Origin of the sequence: Extibacter sp. GGCC_0201 (assembly GCF_017566055.1) — a bacterium.
Classification (GTDB): Bacteria; Bacillota; Clostridia; order Lachnospirales; family Lachnospiraceae; genus Extibacter.
This window is the reverse complement of the sequence record NZ_JABFCH010000017.1, coordinates 1-17,934: the sequence shown is the minus strand read 5'-3', so window position 1 is coordinate 17,934 and position 17,934 is coordinate 1. Positions and strand designations below refer to the sequence as shown.

Here is a 17,934-nt window from a genome sequence, read left to right as displayed (position 1 = left end):
AAGGAAAAGGAGGGTGAATCGTTTATGGAAGATAAGAAAGAGAAACGTTTGGAATTCAGAGGAGGGAGCTTTTTTGCCGTACTGCCGCTTATATTGTTCGTCGTAGTCTGTATCATGCTTTTCGTCGTCTTTAAAGTGTTCGAGATGGAAGGGCTCTGTATGGGCGGCATTCTCGTAATCATTATCGGAAGCCTGTTTGCGAAGGACTGGAGCCGCTACTGGCGCGCCGTCGTCAAAGGGATGACATCGGAGATGATGAATACGCTTGCTCTGATTCTGCTCGTAGTTGGTATCTTTGCAAAGATGATGTCGCGGGGCGGTGTTGCCCAGGGATTCGTCTGGCTCGGCGATTCCATGGGACTGCATGGCGGTATGTTCGTCGTATTTGCATTTGTCGCCACGAGTATCATATCTATGTCCACCGGCACTTCAATCGGGACTTTGTTTTCAGGATTTCCAATTCTCTATCCGTCGGGGATCCTGCTCGGGGCCCATCCGCTGTTCCTGGCAGGCGCAATCTTGTCCGGGGCCATATTCGGAGATAATATCGCCCCGATATCTGACACGACAATTGCGTCTGCAGCTTCACAGAGCTATAAGAACAAAAAGGGTACGGCTGATATCGGCGGTGTCGTAGCGACACGTCTGAAATATGCTCTAGTAGCCATGGCTATCGCTTGCGTGCTGTTCCTCGTGCTCGGCAACGCAGGTGCAGGAGACCCGGCAGGAAAAGAGATTCTGGAAGCATACAAGGATCCGAAGGGCCTTATCATGCTCATCCCTGTCGCAGTGCTTCTTACGGTCGCGATTATCAAAAGAGATATCTTCATCGCGGTTACGTGGGGCATCATATCTGGTACGGCCATCGGGCTTGCCGCAGGAATCCTTACGCCGGCTGATATCGTATCCGTGCAGGACGGAGCTTTGGCCGGGTTTGCCATCGACGGTATCAAGAATATGCTCGGAACGGTCGGCTATCTGTATGCGGTTGCCGGAATCATCGGGGTGCTGAACGAGAGCGGGATGATGCAGAAGATGATAGATGCCCTGCTCAAGAGCAAGCTGAACAAGTCGATTATCGGCTCCGAATTCATCATAGGCTTTGGCATCATCCTTACTTCCATATGCTTAGGCTCAGCCAACGGGCCGGCAATCATCATGTATGGGCCGATTGCAGATAAGATAGGACAGGAGAGCGGGCTGCACCCTTACCGGCGTTCGAACCTGCTGGATGGATTTGCAAGTACATTGTCTGTGATTATACCATTTACGAGTTCGTTTATCTTTATCGTAATCAGCTGTATAACAGGGCTGATGGAAGAATATACCTTTATCCATGCCATAAACCCGATTGCCCTGGCGGGGGCGACCTTCCACTGCATCGCGCTGTTCGGAGTATTCCTGTTCTCCGTGCTCACAGGATGGGGCAGGGAATATGAAGGCCCGGGCGGAGAGCGCATCAAAGCGAAGGCGCATAAATAAGACAGCAGAAAAAAGTGTCGTATAAAAGGGAAGCCCAGGCTTCCCTTTTTGGTTGACGAGGTTTTGCACAGAGGGTATAATGATTTTAATTGTGTAGAGAGGTGCGCGTATATATGGAAAATGGAAATAAAAACAATCAGGAGGGCGGTCAGGAGAAGGAAAAGCGTTCTGACTATTATGCAAAGCAGCCCAGGTTCGGGGGGAAGGGCCCGTCAAAGATTCGTCAGCAGTTCAACCGGGGAATGACGGCTTTTCTTGTAGTGGCGGCAAGCATATTGTTCTATTTTGCACTCCTTAGGCTTACGAACCTGTCGGAAGGATTCACGAAGATATTCGATGTGCTTAAGCCGGTCATCTATGGCTGCGTGTTCGCATATCTGATGAACCCGATTGTCAAGCAGGTGGACAGGTATCTCGTTCCGGTTCTTGAGACGAAGATCAAAAAGCGTGACGGAGCCAGGAAGCTATCGAGGGCGTGCGGCATATTCCTGTCCATCGTCATCTTTTTCATATTGATTATCACGCTGTGCAATCTGCTTATCCCGGAACTGTATTCCAGCATACGTAATCTGGTCTATACCCTTCCCGGGCAGTTGAATGACCTCGTCGACAAGCTCAACAATGTGAAGCTTGAAGATTCGACAACAGGTGCCCTTATCAAGACGGCGGTGGAGGAAGGTACGGATATGCTGCAGACGTGGCTGCGTACGGACCTTCTGACGAAGGCGAACGATATCATGTCCAATCTGACAGTCGGAGTCATCAGCATTATCAGCGAGATTATCAACGCGCTTATTGGAATTATCGTATCTATTTATATCCTGTTCAGCAAGGAGATGTTTTCACGGCAGAGTAAGAAGGCAGTGTACGCAATCTTGAAGCCTGAGCACAGCAATATGCTGCTCCATCTGGCGACGAAGAGCAATGAGATATTCGGCGGCTTTATTATAGGAAAGATCATTGATTCTCTTATAATCGGAGTATTATGTTTTATGGGACTTTCCATCCTGAATATGCCTTACACGATGCTGGTCAGCGTAATCATCGGTGTCACTAACGTAATTCCTTTTTTTGGCCCTTATATCGGAGCCATTCCGAGCGCGGTGCTCATATTATTGTCCGACCCGGTAAAAGGGATATATTTCATCCTATTCGTCCTGCTTCTCCAGCAGTTTGACGGCAACATTCTCGGACCGAAGATTCTCGGGGACTCTACGGGCCTTTCTGCCTTCTGGGTAATCGTGGCCATCCTGCTCGGCGGCGGCCTGTTTGGTTTTGTCGGGATGATTATGGGTGTTCCGACATTCGCGGTCATCTATTATATCGTGCAGATGATCTTGAACAACAAGCTGGAGCGGAAGAAGCTGCCGGCGGACTCCAAATACTATGACACTATGAGCTATGTAGATAATTCGGGAAAGTACGTCCATTCCGAAGTACAACAGCCAGATAAAAGGGAGGGAAAGTAATCTATGCCAATCAGAGTACAGAACGATCTGCCAGTCAAAGAGATACTGGAACGTGAGAATATATTCGTGATGGATGAGTTCCGGGCGACGCATCAGGATATCCGTCCGATTAGAATCGGGCTTTTGAACCTCATGCCTCTTAAGGAAGAGACAGAGCTTCAGATACTCAGGTCACTGTCCAACACGCCGCTGCAGGTAGATGTGATATTCGTCAACGTATCGAGCCATGAGTCGAAAAATACGCCGACGAGCCATCTGAACAAGTTCTATCAGACATTCGAGGAGATAAAAGACCAGAAGTTTGACGGCTTTATCATAACCGGGGCACCGGTGGAGCAGATGCCTTTTGAAGAGGTGGACTACTGGGAAGAGCTGAAAGAGATCATGGAGTGGACGACGACCCATGTGACGTCCACGCTGCACCTGTGCTGGGGAGCACAGGCGGGGCTGTATCACCACTATGGCATCGACAAGGTGCAGCTTGACAGCAAGCTCTTCGGCGTGTTCCGCCACAAGGTGATGAACAGAAAGATACCGCTCGTGCGCGGGTTTGACGATGTGTTTTACGCCCCCCATTCCAGACATACGGACGTACCGGCAGAGAGGATACATGCAGACGAAAGGCTGACGATGCTTGCGGAATCGGAAGAAGCCGGTGCCTTTCTTGTGATGGCCCAGGCCGGAAGGCAGATATTCGTGATGGGACATCCGGAATACGACAGGATAACGCTGGACGGCGAGTACAAGAGGGATGTCGGAAAAGGGCTGCCCATTGATATCCCTGTGAACTATTACCCGGATGGCAATCCGGACAACAGGCCGCTGCTGACGTGGAGGGCACATGCCAACAACCTGTACACGAACTGGCTCAACTACTATGTCTACCAGGTGACACCTTACGATCTGGACGGGACGCCGTTCTAAAATGCCGAAAAACCTGTGGTTGACACGTTTGTGTGGGATTGTAGATTCTTAGAAACTATAATAAAAAGCATTGTTTCGGGAGCAGCAGCTACTAGACTGTAAATGTAAGAAGAGCAGAAGAACGAACTAGGGGAAAAAGGTTTCATACAGTTAAAATTCTCAATTAAACATGAGGCTATGTAAAATAATGAAATGTCCTTATTGCGATAAAAACATGAAGTTGGGTAGAATATGGCAAGATCGCTATGCTCTTAAATGGGTTCCGGAAGATGGTGGGCTTCTATTTGCGAAAAAAATTAAATTGACGTCTATACTTGAAGACCGCCCTTTTATCGAATCATATTATTGTAATTCATGTAAAATCTTAATCACCAAATTGGATTAACGAAAACCATTAGAATATATATTTTTTATTAAGAGCTTTTTTATTTTCATCCTTTTTGCGTATAAACAACTGCAAATCAAAAATAGCAGGTCATATCTGAGGAAACTCAGAGTAATATTATAGTCATAATTCATAAAGTCTGTCCATATATTTATAAATATAAAATGGACAAAGGAGCGGAGTATAAATATGGCCAGAAGGACAAAATCTTATGAGGAACAGTTGGGAGTGCTGGACGAACAGATAGCCAGGGTTCAGGGGAAACTGGATTCGCTGTTGCGGCAGAAGGACGAGGTTATAGCCAGGAAGCAGGAGCAGGAATTAAAAGAGCTGTATCGGCTGCTCCAGGAACATAATCTTACGGTCCGGGAAGCGTCACATATCATCAATGCCCAAGGCGGGCAGAGTACATAGGGATGAACTGTAAGTGGGAAGGCGCCGACAGCCGGTTATCAGCTGTGGCGCCTTCCCACGTTGGCAGACTAAGCGAGAGGGAGTCCCTTTCCATACCCCTGCCCGCGCCCATTTTACTAGGCTTGCATTTCCTTGATGAGCTCCTGGATGACTGCCTCAGTCTCTTCCGGGGCATCAGCAATTTCTTCAATAGACTTCCCTTTTTCAAGCTTCTTTTTGATTAAATCTTGCCGAGCGCCTCCTGGTGGGCCAGGGGGTCCTCCGTCACTTCCTCGAAGAGGAAACGGTCCGTAAGGTTCAGTTTGTTTAATGGTATCAGCTTTTGTCTTTTGTTCATATGGTTCTCCTTCATTTTATCATACTTTATCCACGGTTAACAGACGGCAAACAAAAGAACGGCCCCCATAGGCATCCCTCCTTGTCTTTTCCGTATTTATTAAATATAATGGTGCTGATGTCAAAAGGTATTGACCCTATGACTATATTGCGGAAGGAAGGATAAGAAATTGACTGAGATTAAGAAGTGCATGGCAGATGAAATGACACCTGTTGAGAGAAAAATGGCGATTGAGAAGGGGGAAGCGTACGACCGTATCCCGTGCGTTCCATTCATGGGCGAATTGAAAGGTGTGCTGAGCGGCGTCAGCGTGTGGGATCTGTCCCATGATCCGAAAAAGATGGCAGAGGCGGAGATTATACCGTTCAACCGTTACGGGTATGACAGGATGGATATCGGGCCGAACTCCAGGGGCATTACAGAGGCGCTTGGCGGGCGGGTCGTCTATCCGAGACAAGGAGTACCTTATATGGATGTGCCTCTGCTAGACAGCTATGACCGGCTCGAGACGATGGAACCGGTTGACGCCCATACGAATGCAAGAATACAGGACTTCGCAGGAGCGGCTGCCATACTGGAGAAGACAGCGCTTGCAATCGTACCTGTAGAAATGAGCATCGGAGGACCGCTTACGATTGCTTCCAATCTGCGGGGCGTGGAACGCCTGCTGCGGGACTGCCGGAAGAGCCCGGATGATGTCCTCCGGCTTATACGGATTATAACAGACAGCGAGAAGAGCTGCATCGACCTTGCGGCAGAATACGGGATGGGGATTGCTATGGCAGATCCTGTGGCAAATCCTGCATTGATAGGACCGGTAATGTACGAGAAATTCGTCTATCCATTTACAAAGGAACTGACAGATTACGCATATGCTAAGACCGGTAAGAAGGTATCGCTTCATATGTGTGGAAAGACCGATACGATATGGAAATATTTTCGGAATTATCAATTGAATGAAGTGAGCCTTGACAATATCGTGGATTTGGAGAAAGCAGCCTTGGAACTGGGAGAGGCCGTGCCTATAGCCGGAAATGTAGATCCGGTGGAAACCATCATGAATGGAACGAGGGAGGAGATACGAAAGGCGGTCACAGACTGTATGGATGCGGGACTTAAGTCTGAGAAAGGCTATGTCCTTGCATCGGGATGCGATATCCCCGAGACGACCAGTCCGGAGCAGATAGATATCTTCATGGAAGCGGCCAGGACATATAGGTACCATCTATAAACGATGCTGTTCATGGAAGTTAACAATTTGTGAAACTTATATGCTGATGTTAAAATATCCCTGGATAATATTGTAAGAGATACAGGGAGAGAACAAGCTATGAAGAAAAAATTAATCAGCATTCTGATTGTCCTGGCCATGTCTGCGGCGTTGTGCGCCGGCTGCGGCAACAACGGCTCAGAGGAAGAAAAGCAGGAATCGGGCGGTAAGACATTGGATGTATGGGTCGCGCCGTTGGATGATGACACGGTAAATAACTGGAAACCACTGCTCAAGGACTGGGAGGAAGAGAACGACTGTACCGTCAATATCAAGGTCGTCCCATGGGACAGCTACGAAGAGACTTATATGACAGCGCTCAATTCAGGGGAGGGGCCTGATGTGGGATATATGTACAACGAGATGTTCCCTACATACATTAACGCCGGCGCGGTCGAGGATATGTCCGGTTACGTTACGGAGGATGATAAGGCGGAATACAAATATCTGGAAAATGGCTATATGATGGAAGGGCAGTACGGCTGGCCGCTGGTGACAGGAGTTCCGTTCGTACTATATTACAATGAAGACATTCTGGCGGAGCTGGGGGAGAGTGCCCCGCAAACATGGGAAGATTTCGTGAGGATCTGTAAGGCGGCGACGAAGGATACCGATGGTGACGGCGAGATTGACCAGTATGGATATGCGGCAGGCATGAGCACGAGCGAAGTAGGCGCCATGCAGGTGTTAAATGCATATTACTACAGCGCACTATGGCAGAACGGCGGCCAGATCTATAAGGATGACATGAAGTCTGTGGCATTTGCAGACGAGGCAGGCACGGAGGCTGTGACATGGTTAAAGGAACTGACACAGTATATGAATCCGGACTTTATGTCCCAGTCCTGGTCAGAGGCATTTGCCAATGTATTCGGACAAGGCAAGTCGGCATTCGGAGTATACCGCTCATCCCAGACCGATGAGACGGTGTTTGGCGAGACATATCCGGATTTGAAATGGGACTATGTAACGTCCCTTAAGAACAAGGATTATGGCACCTTCGGGGCAACGGACTGCCTGACCTTGATGTCGGCGGCAGAAGATAAAGACCTTGCGATGGACTTCATCAAATATGTGACCGGCTCTGCATTCATGGCACAGTATCATGAGAAATGCCCGGGCGCCGCACTGACGGTCAGTGAGCCATATGCCGGAGATGAGAAGATGGAGCGTATCTATACGGAGGATATCGACAAGTGGCACGGATTACAGGCGGGACCCTGCGGGGCTGATATTCTGACACAGCTCTCCGCGGACTTCCAGGGAATCATGACAGATGAGATGACGGTCGAGGAGGCTCTGAACGAAGCGGAAGACTATGCGAACAATCTGCTGGACGAATACTGGTCAGATAAAGAATAAGAATGATATACATGAAATGTCCGCCGCTGGTGCGGACATTTTTTGAGAGGAACGGCATGGAGAAAAAACAATCAGCAATAAAAAGCCTTGCGCCATATGCTTACATCACCCCCATCACTGTTATTCTGGTGACGTTTGTACTTGGTTCGGTTATCATTTCTATCGTACTTGGATTTACAAAATATAATATCATGACAGAACCAGTATTTTCTGGTCTGGACAATTACAGACGGCTCATGTCGGACAGCAAATTTATGAAAGCATTAAAAAATACGCTGGACCTGATTGTCATCATCGTTCCTTTACAGACCGTGTCGGGCATTCTGGTATCCTCATTTCTGACTGCCAGCCGGAAAAAGGTTCTTGGAAAGCTGGCCAACTGCGCCGTGTTCATACCTGTTCTGTGCGCAGATGCGGTGGCGGGCGTCGTATGGAGAGAATTCCTGAATGGAAAGCTGCCGGCGGTGGAATGGTTCTTCGGCCTGTTCGGGGTGGATCCGTCCATGCTGCTTGGAGATTCCGGAAAGGCACTGGCAGTGGTCGGGCTCGTTGCAGTGTGGAAGTATATGGGATATTACGTCGTCATCTATTCTTCCGGCCTGCTGTCAATTCCTGACGTCTGCTATGAAGCTGCCAAAGTGGACGGAGCGGGGAGGCTGCGCTGTTTTTTCAGCATTACACTTCCGATGCTGAAGCCGACGATCATCCTGGCCGTATTTCTGTCGTTGACCAATTCCCTGCGCTGCTTTGACCTCATTTTCAACCTGACCGGCGGAGGTCCGAACAATGCCACGACGACGCTTGTGCTGTATGCATATACCTCTTGCTTCGGCAGCAGCAAAGCGGGCTATGCCATGGCCATATCCAATATGCTGTTTACGGTGGTGCTCGTCATCGCGCTGATGCAGAAAATGCTGATGCGAAGAGAAGTTTCAGAGATATAACGGAGGAGATATGAAAGCAGCAAAAGCTATTAAAAATGGAATGGATTCCATATTACTTACAGGGATTATCGTGGTGAACATCGTTCCTTTCGTGTACATGTTCCTGATGTCTTTTAAGTCCACCATCAATGCCCATGACTTTGACTTTTCACCGGAGAAGCTGTCTTTACAGCAGTATGGAAAGATATTTGCAATGGAGCATTTCGGCCGCTATATCTTCAACAGCGTGTTCGTGGCGGCTGCCGGAGTGGTGCTGACTGTGGCGGTATGCTCTCTGGCGGGCTATGCATTTGCCAAGATGAATTTCAGGGGAAATGACAGGCTGTTCCTCTTTCTCGTACTGACTATGATAGTGCCGTCAGAGGTCATTGTCGTCCCCCTGTTCCTGATAACAAAGAGTTTTGGATGGCTCAATACTTTCCGTGCTCTTATCCTGCCCCTCCCGACAGCCTTCGGCGTATTTATCATGAGACAGGCGATTCTAGATATACCGCAGGATCTGATACATGCGGCAAAGATTGACGGCTGCGGCAATATCGGGACGTTCTTCAAAGTCGTGCTCCCGATGGTAAAGTCCTCCGTACTGGCATTGTCTATCTTTACATTCGTCGGCGCGTGGAATAACTTTATCTGGCCTCTTGTGGCATGTACGAAGGAGGAGATGAAGACGCTGCCGCTGGCGCTCAGCCTGATGAAAACACAGTTCAATACGGACGTTGGGCTTACGATGGCGTGTGCGGTCGTAAACTTTCTGCCGCCGTTCCTCTTTTATATATGTATGCAGAGCAGGTTCAAGGAGGGCATCGCGCTGAGCGGCATAAAAGGATAATATGAAATACTTGCATCTAACGGAATTATGTGTTAATATTATTTCGGTACATACGATATATAGTACAATATTGTACAGCCTATACAAAATATACAAAGACTCCGAAGGCGGAACATACCTTCGGGGTCTTTTTGTTTTGCCGCCGGCAGGAAATAACCGCGGAAATTGTGCGATAAAATAGTTAGTTATTTATTTAACAAATTGAAAAATGAAGAATAATCTTTATTATTTCGTCATTATGACGAATTGAATGTCAATTTTATAACGATAGTTGCTATTTTCTACAAATTCATGTACAATGTTTTTAGGTGATGCAGGGGGGCGGTCGACATCTGGTGTCGACACCTGTTTGTTTTTATCGTAGTACTATTTTTATCAGAAAGTGCATAGTAAATCAAAGGAAAGAGAAGGGGGAATAACATGTTTGATGCAATTAATTCTTTCGTAACAACCATCAATGGGTGGGTATGGGGCTGGTTCATGATTATCCTGCTGTTCGGTACCCACGTGTTTATGACAATCCGTACAGGATTTATCCAGCGAAAGACACTCTCAAAGGGTATTAAGCTGTCTGTAACAAAAGACCCGGAAGCAGAAGGTGAAGTATCGCAGTTCGGAGCTCTTACGACCGCACTGGCGGCTACCATCGGTACCGGTAATATCATCGGTGTAGGTACAGCCATTGCAATCGGGGGACCGGGAGCAGTATTGTGGTGCTGGCTTATCGGTGTATTCGGAATCGCGACGAAGTATTCCGAGTCATTGATTGCTGTAAAGTACAGAGTCAAGACGGAGGACGGCCGTATGCAGGGTGGTGCCATGTATGCTCTGGAACGGGGACTTAACATGAAGTGGCTCGGTGTAACATTTGCGGTGCTTGCAGGATTCGCTTCCTTCGGTATCGGCTGTGCGACACAGGTCAACGCAATCGCAACCGTATGTAACGAGAACCTTGGCCTTCCAAAGTGGCCAATCGGTATCGTTGTCGCAGTCCTTACCGGAATCGTTATCTTCGGTGGTATCAAATCTATCGCCAGAGTATGTGAGAAGCTGGTTCCTTTCATGGCTATCTTCTATGTAATCGGATGTATTATTATCTTAGGTATGAACTATGACTACATCATCCCGGCACTTGCAACTATCGGCAGGCTTGCCTTTACACCGGGTTCCGCAGCAGGCGGCCTTGTGGGCGGCGGTCTCATGATTGCCATGAAGATGGGTGCTGCCAGAGGATTGTTCTCTAACGAGTCTGGTATGGGTTCTGCTCCTATCGCAGCTGCAGCAGCTCAGACAAGAAACCCGGTTCGTCAGGCGCTCGTATCTTCCACAGGTACATTCTGGGATACCGTAGTTGTTTGTGCTATGACAGGTCTTGTACTTGTTACGACTATCATGAAGAACCCTTCCATCAATGCAGACCAGATTGAAAACGGCGGTGTTCTTACATCCATGGCATTTGGCCAGATTCCATATCTTGGACCAATTATTCTGACACTTGGCATTATCTCATTTGCCTACTCTACGATTCTTGGATGGGCTTATTACGGAGAGCGTTGTGTGGAATATTTTGCAGGCAGCAAGGTAATGTTCGTATATCGTATCCTTTATCTCCTGGTTGCAGCGATTGCTCCTATCGTAGCGCTTGACCTCGTATGGCTGATTGCCGATACGCTGAATGCGCTTATGGCAATACCAAACTTGATTGCGGTGCTGTTATTGTCGAATGTAATCGTAAAAGAGACGAAGAAGTACATAAACGACCTCGATGCAAAAGACGATACGCCGGTTCCGGTTATCAAGGACTAAAAATATTTTTAAATTTGACTTGACAAATGCACTTTGGTGAATTAAAGTATATGGTGTAAATAAGAAAAACCGTTGAGAAAGAAGAGTAGATTATCTTGCGACATCCAAGAGAGCGGCAGGTGGTGTGATTGCCGTATGAAGGAGATAGTTGAATGGACTTTCGAGGGCAGCCTGAAATCGTGCGAGAGTATGGCTTGTCGGGAACCGAACCCGTTATCAATCAGGAGTGTATGTTAGTACATGAGAAAAGTGGACGATTCGTCAATTTGAGTGGTACCGCGATAATAAGAGTTAATTATTACCGCCTCAAACCTAAAGGTTTGGGGCGGTTTTTTGCGCGTGGTAGAGATTGCGGGCATTTTCAGAAAAACCAGATATTGCGCTAGCGCAAATAGATGGTTAGTTCTGAAAATATCAGCGGGGCACCCGCGACCGAGAGACCAGGGGTCACGAGGTGCCCGCAATCTAAGGCTGAAAACATTTTCAGAAAACCAAGATATTGCGCAGACTCAGCCATCTATCGCCTGCCCGCTCTGCTATGATTTTCTCTCCTAACAGCAAAAGGATTCTATGAAAAGAAAAGGAGAAAGAACAATGAAAAAGAAAGTAACAGCAGGATTATTAACAGCAGCAATGACAGCAGTATTACTATCCGGATGCGGAGATTCATCCCAATCTTCCGGAGGCTCGGATAAGGAGAGCTACACTATCGGTATCGAGCAGTTTGCAGAGCACGGGTCTCTGGACAACTGCAGAGAAGGATTTTTAAAAGGACTTGAAGAAGAGGGCATCAAAGAGGGCGATAACCTGACGGTCGAGTATAAGAACGCGGCGGCAGATATGGGAACGGCAGGACAGATATCCGACGGCTTCGTATCTGACAAGGTAGACATGATCTGCGCGATAGCGACGCCGACGGCTCAGAGCGCGTACAATGCGGCGATGGACAGCAAGATTCCGGTCATCTATACGGCGGTGACTGATCCGGTGGCGGCAGAACTTGCAGACGAGGAAGGGACTCCGGTAGGCGAGGTGACAGGAACGTCCGACAAGCTTCCTGTAGAAGAGCAGCTGAAGATGATCCGGGAAATGCTTCCGGATGCGAAGAAGATAGGTATCATGTATACGACAAGCGAGGCGAATTCCGTATCCGCTATAGCAGAGTACAAAGAGCTGGTGGGCAAATATGATTTTGAACTTGTGGAAAAGGGTATCACGGCGACTGCAGACGTATCCCTTGCGGCGGATGACCTTTTAAGCCAGGTCGACTGCATTACGAACCTTACGGACAATACTGTCGTAGCATCGCTGCCGACGATACTCGAAAAGGCGAACGATAAGAAGATTCCGGTGTTCGGCAGCGAGATCGAGCAGGTAAAGATAGGATGCCTTGCGGCAGAGGGAATCGACTATATCGCACTCGGCAGGCAGACCGGAAAGATGGCGGCCAAGGTTCTTAAAGGGGAAGAGAAGGCTTCGGAGATGAAGTTTGAACTGATTACGGAACCAGGATTCTATGTAAATACAAAAGTGGCGGAGAACCTTGGAATCTCCGTGCCGGAGACGCTTTTGGCAGACGCGGTTGAGAGTTTTGATGAGATAACAGAGTAGAAGAAGTATATTTCGCATGCGGGAGGCATTTTCATGAACTTGATTGTAACCATTATTGAACAGGGGCTCATATATGGGATATTGGCTTTGGGGGTCTATATCACATACAAGATACTTGATTTTCCAGATCTTACGGTCGACGGAAGTTTCCCGCTCGGGGCAGCAATTACTGCTGCCCTTGTCACACAGGGCGTGAATCCGTACCTGGCTCTGGTTGCGGCATTTGCGGCAGGAGTGCTGGCAGGCATATGCACAGGTCTTATCCATGTGAAGTGCAAGGTGAGGGATCTGCTGTCCGGAATTATCATGATGACAGCGCTCTGGACAGTAAACCTCTATATCGCGGGGACGTCGAATGTTCCGCTCTTTTCCCAGAAGACGATATTCAAGAACGATATGATAGACGGCATCGTACCGGAGGTCCTCAGACCGTATGCGACATTGATAGTTATCCTCATATTAACCGTGATAAGCAAGGTGCTCCTCGATCTGTACCTGAAGACAAAGTCAGGGTATCTTCTGCGTGCAGTGGGGGACAACGATACGCTTGTCACCTCGCTTGCCAAGGATCAGGGGAATGTGAAGATTCTTGGCCTTGCCATAGCGAACGGGCTCGTATCCCTGGCAGGATGTGTCTTCGCCCAGGAGGAGAGGGTATTTGAAATTTCCATGGGGACAGGGGCGATTGTCATCGGCCTTGCAAGCGTTATCATCGGCACAAGCATTTTCAAGAAGATGACAGTCTTAAAGGCGACGACTTCTGTATTGATAGGTTCTGTCATATACAAGGCATGTGTCGCGGTCGCCCTTAAGAACTTTGAACCTCAGGCGATGAAGCTGATTACGGCGGTTCTGTTCCTTATCATACTCATCGTCAGCATGGAGAGAAAGAAGAAGGTGAACAAAAATGCTTGAACTCAGGGGAATCGAGAAATATTACAATCCGGGCACGATAAATGAAATGTGCCTCTTCCACAATTTCAACCTCAAGATAGAGCAGGGCGAGTTCCTGTCCGTCGTAGGGAGCAACGGTTCTGGAAAGACGTCTATGCTGAATATCATATGCGGCAGCATACCATTGGAAGCCGGACGCATATTTATCAATGAAAAGGATATTACGAAGGAAAAGGAATACCGCAGAAATGAGCGGATTGGCAGAGTGTACCAGAATCCTGCCATGGGGACGTGTCCGTCCATGACGATTCTGGAGAACATGTCTCTTGCAGACAATAAAGGGAAGCTCTACGGCCTTGGAAGAGGGACGAATAGGGCGAGGGTCGGATATTACAGGGAGCAGCTGAGCCAGCTCGGACTTGGCCTGGAGGATAAGCTGGATATCAAGGTAGGGTCGCTCTCAGGCGGCCAGCGGCAGGCGATGGCCCTGCTCATGTCTACGATGACGCCAATCGAGTTCCTGATTCTGGATGAGCATACGGCGGCCCTCGACCCGAAGACCGCAGAGCTCATCATGGAACTGACGGATAAGATTGTCAGGGCAAAGCAGCTGACGACCATTATGGTTACCCACAACCTCCGGTACGCCGTGGAATATGGAAACCGTCTTCTTATGATGCATCAGGGAGAAGTGATACTGGATAAGAAAGAGGAAGAAAAAGACAGCATTACGGTGGATGATATTCTGAAACTGTTCAATGAGATAAGCATAGAATGCGGCAACTGATGGCCGCATTCTATGCTGCTTTTCAGAGGGGAAATAATTATATACAATTTGCAGAGCCGCTGCAGGCTCTATTTTTGTGAATTATTTTTCAGGCGCTGTCATTGACGCTATACATCGGGAATGGTAAGATTAATAAGTGAGTAAAAACACATGATATTGTGATGGTGCCGGACATCTATACTAAATATAGGCTGACATCGGTGAGAAGGAAGGTATGCTTGAATGAAAAATGAGGTAAGAGTAGTAAAAAAAGACGGTACAAAAGAAGAGTTCAACGTGCAGAAGGTAGTGGTTGCTGTAAATAAATCTGCCTACCGTGCACTTGTGAAATTTACAGAAGAAGAGCTTGGCTTTATCTGCAGCTTCGTGGAGGAGAAGGTAGATGCCAGGAACGTGGCCGAGATACCGATTGCGGAGATGCACAATGTGGTGGAAGGCGCTCTTGAGAAAGTGAATCCTGTCGTGGCTAAGAGCTACAGGGATTACAGGAACTACAAGCAGGACTTTGTACAGATGCTGGATGAGGTATACAAGAAGAGCCAGTCTATCATGTACATCGGGGACAAGGAGAACAGCAATACGGACAGCGCGCTCGTGTCTACGAAGCGGAGCCTTATATTTAACGAGCTGAACAGGGAGCTGTACAAGAAGTTCTTCCTTACGGTCGAGGAAGTACAGGCCATCCGGGACGGATACATTTATATTCATGACATGTCGGCGAGACGTGACACGATGAACTGCTGTCTCTTTGATGTAAAGGCAGTTTTAAGCGGCGGGTTTGAGATGGGGAACCTCTGGTACAATGAACCGAAGACGCTGGATACGGCATTTGACGTAATCGGCGATATCGTGCTGAGCGCTGCAAGCCAGCAGTACGGCGGATTTACCGTACCGAGCGTAGATGAGATTCTGGCGCCTTACGCTGAAAAGTCACACAGGAAGCTGATTGATAAATATACGGAGCTGGGACTTGATGAAGAGACGGTACAGAAGGTTGCCTGGGCAGATCTAGAAAAAGAGATGGAACAGGGGTTCCAGGGATGGGAGTACAAGTTCAACTCCGTGTCTTCCAGCAGGGGCGACTATCCGTTTATCACTGTCACGGCAGGTACTGTGACGAATAAGTACGGCAAGCTTGCAACGAAGAAGATGCTGGAAGTACGCGGTAACGGACAGGGCAAAGCAGGACATAAGAAGCCGGTGCTGTTCCCGAAGATAGTATTTTTATATGATGAGAACCTTCACGGACCGGGAAAACCGCTGGAAGATCTGTTTGAAGCAGGTATAGAATGTTCTGCCAGGACGATGTATCCTGACTGGCTGAGCCTTACCGGAGAAGGTTATGTCTCCAGCATGTACAAGAAATACGGCAAGATCATAAGCCCGATGGGATGCCGTGCATTCCTTTCACCCTGGTATGAAAGAGGGGGGATGGAGCCTGCGGATGACAGAGACGAGCCTGTGTTCGTAGGCAGGTTCAATATCGGAGCCATCAGCCTGCATCTGCCGATGATTTATGCTAAGGCGAAGCAGGAGAGCAGAACGTTCTTCGAGGTGCTGGACTATTACCTGGAACTCATCCGCCAGCTGCACGTTCGGACATATGAGTACCTCGGGGAGATGAAGGCGTCCACCAATCCGCTCGCTTACTGTGAAGGCGGCTTTTACGGAGGACATCTCGGGCTGTATGACAAGATTAAGCCGCTGCTCAAGTCTGCAACCGCATCCTTTGGCATTACTGCCCTGAATGAGCTGCAGCAGCTGCACAACAAGAAGTCCCTTGCGCAGGATGGCCAGTTCGCGTTAGATACTTTGCAGCATATCAATGATAAGATCAATGAGTATAAGAAAGAGGATGGACACCTCTATGCCATCTATGGAACCCCGGCAGAGAACCTCTGCGGCGTACAGGTCCAGCAGTTCCGCAAAAAATACGGTATTATAGAGAATGTCTCAGACAGGGAATACGTAAGCAACAGCTTCCACTGCCATGTTTCGGAAGAGATTACCCCGATTCAGAAGCAGGATTTAGAAGGGCGCTTCTGGGACCTGAGCAACGGCGGAAAGATACAGTATGTAAAATATCCGGTCAATTACAATAAAGAAGCCATAAGGGCACTCGTCAGGCGTGCCATGGAGAAGGGATTCTATGAAGGTGTGAACTTGTCTCTGTCTTACTGCGACGACTGTGGACACGAGGAGCTGTCCATGGATGTCTGCCCCGTATGCGGCAGCAAGAACCTGACGAAGATAGATCGTATGAACGGGTATCTTTCCTACTCAAGAGTAAAGGGGGACACTCGTCTCAACGAGGCCAAGATGGCAGAAATAGCAGAAAGGAAAAGTATGTAGAAGATGCGGTATCATAATATTACGAAAGATGACATGCTCAATGGTGACGGACTGCGCGTTGTATTATGGGTTTCCGGATGTTCACACGGCTGTAAAGGATGCCACAATGAGGTGACGTGGAACCCGGATGACGGTCTCATATTTGATGAAGGTGCAAAGAAAGAGATATTTGAAGAGCTGGACAGAGATTATGTAAATGGGGTAACCTTCTCGGGAGGCGACCCGCTCCATGAGGCAAATATTGCGGATATAACGGCTCTGGCATGCGAGATCAGGAAGAGGTATCCAGATAAGACGATCTGGCTCTACACAGGCAGCGTCTGGGAAGAAGTCAAAGACCTGGAAGTGATGGATTACGTGGACGTGCTTGTGGACGGGGAGTATATGGAAGACAAAAAAGACAGCACGCTCCACTGGAAGGGAAGCTCCAACCAGCTGGTTATCGACGTGAAAAATACGAAGAAGACAGGAGAGATAGTGTTACATGGCTAAAAGAGTTGCACAGTTCCACAAAGTTAGTTTTGAACAGTTTAAGGCAGATTTCAGAGATACATTCGGAGCAATTGAAGACAGCGAGATACAGGAGGTGTATGATTCGGTCCGTCTGCCTGAGAGGGCGACAGCAGGTTCGGCCGGATATGACTTTTTTACTCCGGTACCAGTCGTGCTCCATCCGGGAAAAACAGTGAAGATACCGACAGGAGTCCGTGTAGAGATGCAGGAAAACTGGGTGCTGAAATGCTATCCAAGAAGCGGGCTTGGGTTTAAATTCAGGCTGCAGCTCAACAATACGGTCGGCATCATAGACAGCGATTACTTCTATTCTGACAATGAAGGGCATATTTTTGCGAAAATAACAAATGATACGAATGAAGAAAAAATAGTAGAGCTTGAGGCAGGCGCCGGATTCATGCAGGGAATATTCGTCGAATACGGAATCACGATGGATGACGATGCGACCGGAACCCGCAACGGAGGGTTTGGAAGTACATCTAAATAAGCCTTGATTTCATTCGGGGACAGGTCAAATGCCGGTTGGGGACGGAGGTTTTTTAAAAAACCTCCGTC

16 protein-coding genes and 1 other annotated feature are annotated in these 17,934 nt (G+C 48.3%); all 16 genes read left to right on the top strand.

Annotated elements, in window-relative coordinates; all coding sequences use genetic code 11:
* The first annotated feature begins 24 nt into the window (after window positions 1–24).
* Complete coding sequence (locus HJV72_RS11970; RefSeq protein WP_208071286.1) at window positions 25–1,482, top strand: Na+/H+ antiporter NhaC family protein; 1,458 nt, start codon at window positions 25–27, stop codon at window positions 1,480–1,482.
* Window positions 1,483–1,595: 113 nt separating this feature from the next.
* Window positions 1,596–2,951 (top strand): AI-2E family transporter, encoded by a 1,356-nt coding sequence (locus HJV72_RS11965; RefSeq protein WP_208071284.1) that lies wholly within the window; start codon window positions 1,596–1,598, stop codon window positions 2,949–2,951.
* Window positions 2,952–2,954: 3 nt separating this feature from the next.
* The gene (gene metA / locus HJV72_RS11960; RefSeq protein ID WP_208071282.1) at window positions 2,955–3,875 is read left to right on the top strand and encodes a homoserine O-acetyltransferase MetA; all 921 of its coding nucleotides are present in this window, start codon (window positions 2,955–2,957) and stop codon (window positions 3,873–3,875) included.
* 169 nt (window positions 3,876–4,044) lie between these two features.
* Window positions 4,045–4,260, top strand: coding sequence for a PF20097 family protein (locus tag HJV72_RS20510; protein WP_442899299.1), 216 nt, complete (start codon window positions 4,045–4,047; stop codon window positions 4,258–4,260).
* Between the two features lie 189 nt (window positions 4,261–4,449).
* A complete protein-coding gene (locus HJV72_RS11955; RefSeq protein WP_208071280.1) occupies window positions 4,450–4,674 on the top strand; it encodes a hypothetical protein in 225 nt (74 codons plus the stop codon).
* Between the two features lie 506 nt (window positions 4,675–5,180).
* On the top strand, window positions 5,181–6,242 hold the full coding sequence (locus tag HJV72_RS11950) for a uroporphyrinogen decarboxylase family protein (RefSeq protein WP_243765622.1): 1,062 nt from the start codon (window positions 5,181–5,183) through the stop codon (window positions 6,240–6,242).
* 99 nt (window positions 6,243–6,341) lie between these two features.
* Window positions 6,342–7,643: an ABC transporter substrate-binding protein gene (locus HJV72_RS11945; protein WP_208071278.1), complete on the top strand. Its 1,302-nt coding sequence runs from the start codon at window positions 6,342–6,344 to the stop codon at window positions 7,641–7,643.
* Between the two features lie 56 nt (window positions 7,644–7,699).
* Window positions 7,700–8,587, top strand: a complete 888-nt coding sequence (locus HJV72_RS11940) for a carbohydrate ABC transporter permease (RefSeq protein WP_208071276.1) — start codon at window positions 7,700–7,702, stop codon at window positions 8,585–8,587.
* 10 nt (window positions 8,588–8,597) lie between these two features.
* Complete coding sequence (locus tag HJV72_RS11935; RefSeq protein ID WP_208071274.1) at window positions 8,598–9,416, top strand: carbohydrate ABC transporter permease; 819 nt, start codon at window positions 8,598–8,600, stop codon at window positions 9,414–9,416.
* A gap of 420 nt (window positions 9,417–9,836) precedes the next feature.
* Window positions 9,837–11,222, top strand: a complete 1,386-nt coding sequence (locus tag HJV72_RS11930) for an alanine/glycine:cation symporter family protein (RefSeq protein ID WP_208071272.1) — start codon at window positions 9,837–9,839, stop codon at window positions 11,220–11,222.
* A 63-nt stretch (window positions 11,223–11,285) separates the two neighbouring features.
* Window positions 11,286–11,534 (top strand) — a binding site (T-box leader).
* Between the two features lie 282 nt (window positions 11,535–11,816).
* Window positions 11,817–12,833: an ABC transporter substrate-binding protein gene (locus tag HJV72_RS11925; RefSeq protein ID WP_208071269.1), complete on the top strand. Its 1,017-nt coding sequence runs from the start codon at window positions 11,817–11,819 to the stop codon at window positions 12,831–12,833.
* A 33-nt stretch (window positions 12,834–12,866) separates the two neighbouring features.
* Window positions 12,867–13,748: an ABC transporter permease gene (locus tag HJV72_RS11920; protein ID WP_208071267.1), complete on the top strand. Its 882-nt coding sequence runs from the start codon at window positions 12,867–12,869 to the stop codon at window positions 13,746–13,748.
* Window positions 13,741–14,514, top strand: a complete 774-nt coding sequence (locus tag HJV72_RS11915; protein WP_208071266.1) for an ABC transporter ATP-binding protein — start codon at window positions 13,741–13,743, stop codon at window positions 14,512–14,514. Before HJV72_RS11920 ends, HJV72_RS11915 begins: the two co-directional genes overlap by 8 nt.
* A gap of 222 nt (window positions 14,515–14,736) precedes the next feature.
* The gene (nrdD, locus tag HJV72_RS11910) at window positions 14,737–16,866 is read left to right on the top strand and encodes an anaerobic ribonucleoside-triphosphate reductase (protein ID WP_208071263.1); all 2,130 of its coding nucleotides are present in this window, start codon (window positions 14,737–14,739) and stop codon (window positions 16,864–16,866) included.
* 3 nt (window positions 16,867–16,869) lie between these two features.
* Window positions 16,870–17,358 carry an anaerobic ribonucleoside-triphosphate reductase activating protein gene (gene nrdG, locus HJV72_RS11905; RefSeq protein ID WP_208071260.1) on the top strand — a complete coding sequence of 163 codons (489 nt, stop codon included), beginning with the start codon at window positions 16,870–16,872 and terminating at the stop codon, window positions 17,356–17,358.
* Window positions 17,351–17,866 (top strand): deoxyuridine 5'-triphosphate nucleotidohydrolase, encoded by a 516-nt coding sequence (locus tag HJV72_RS11900; protein WP_208071255.1) that lies wholly within the window; start codon window positions 17,351–17,353, stop codon window positions 17,864–17,866. The genes nrdG and HJV72_RS11900 overlap by 8 nt, the downstream gene beginning before the upstream one ends.
* The last annotated feature ends 68 nt before the right edge of the window (window positions 17,867–17,934 follow it).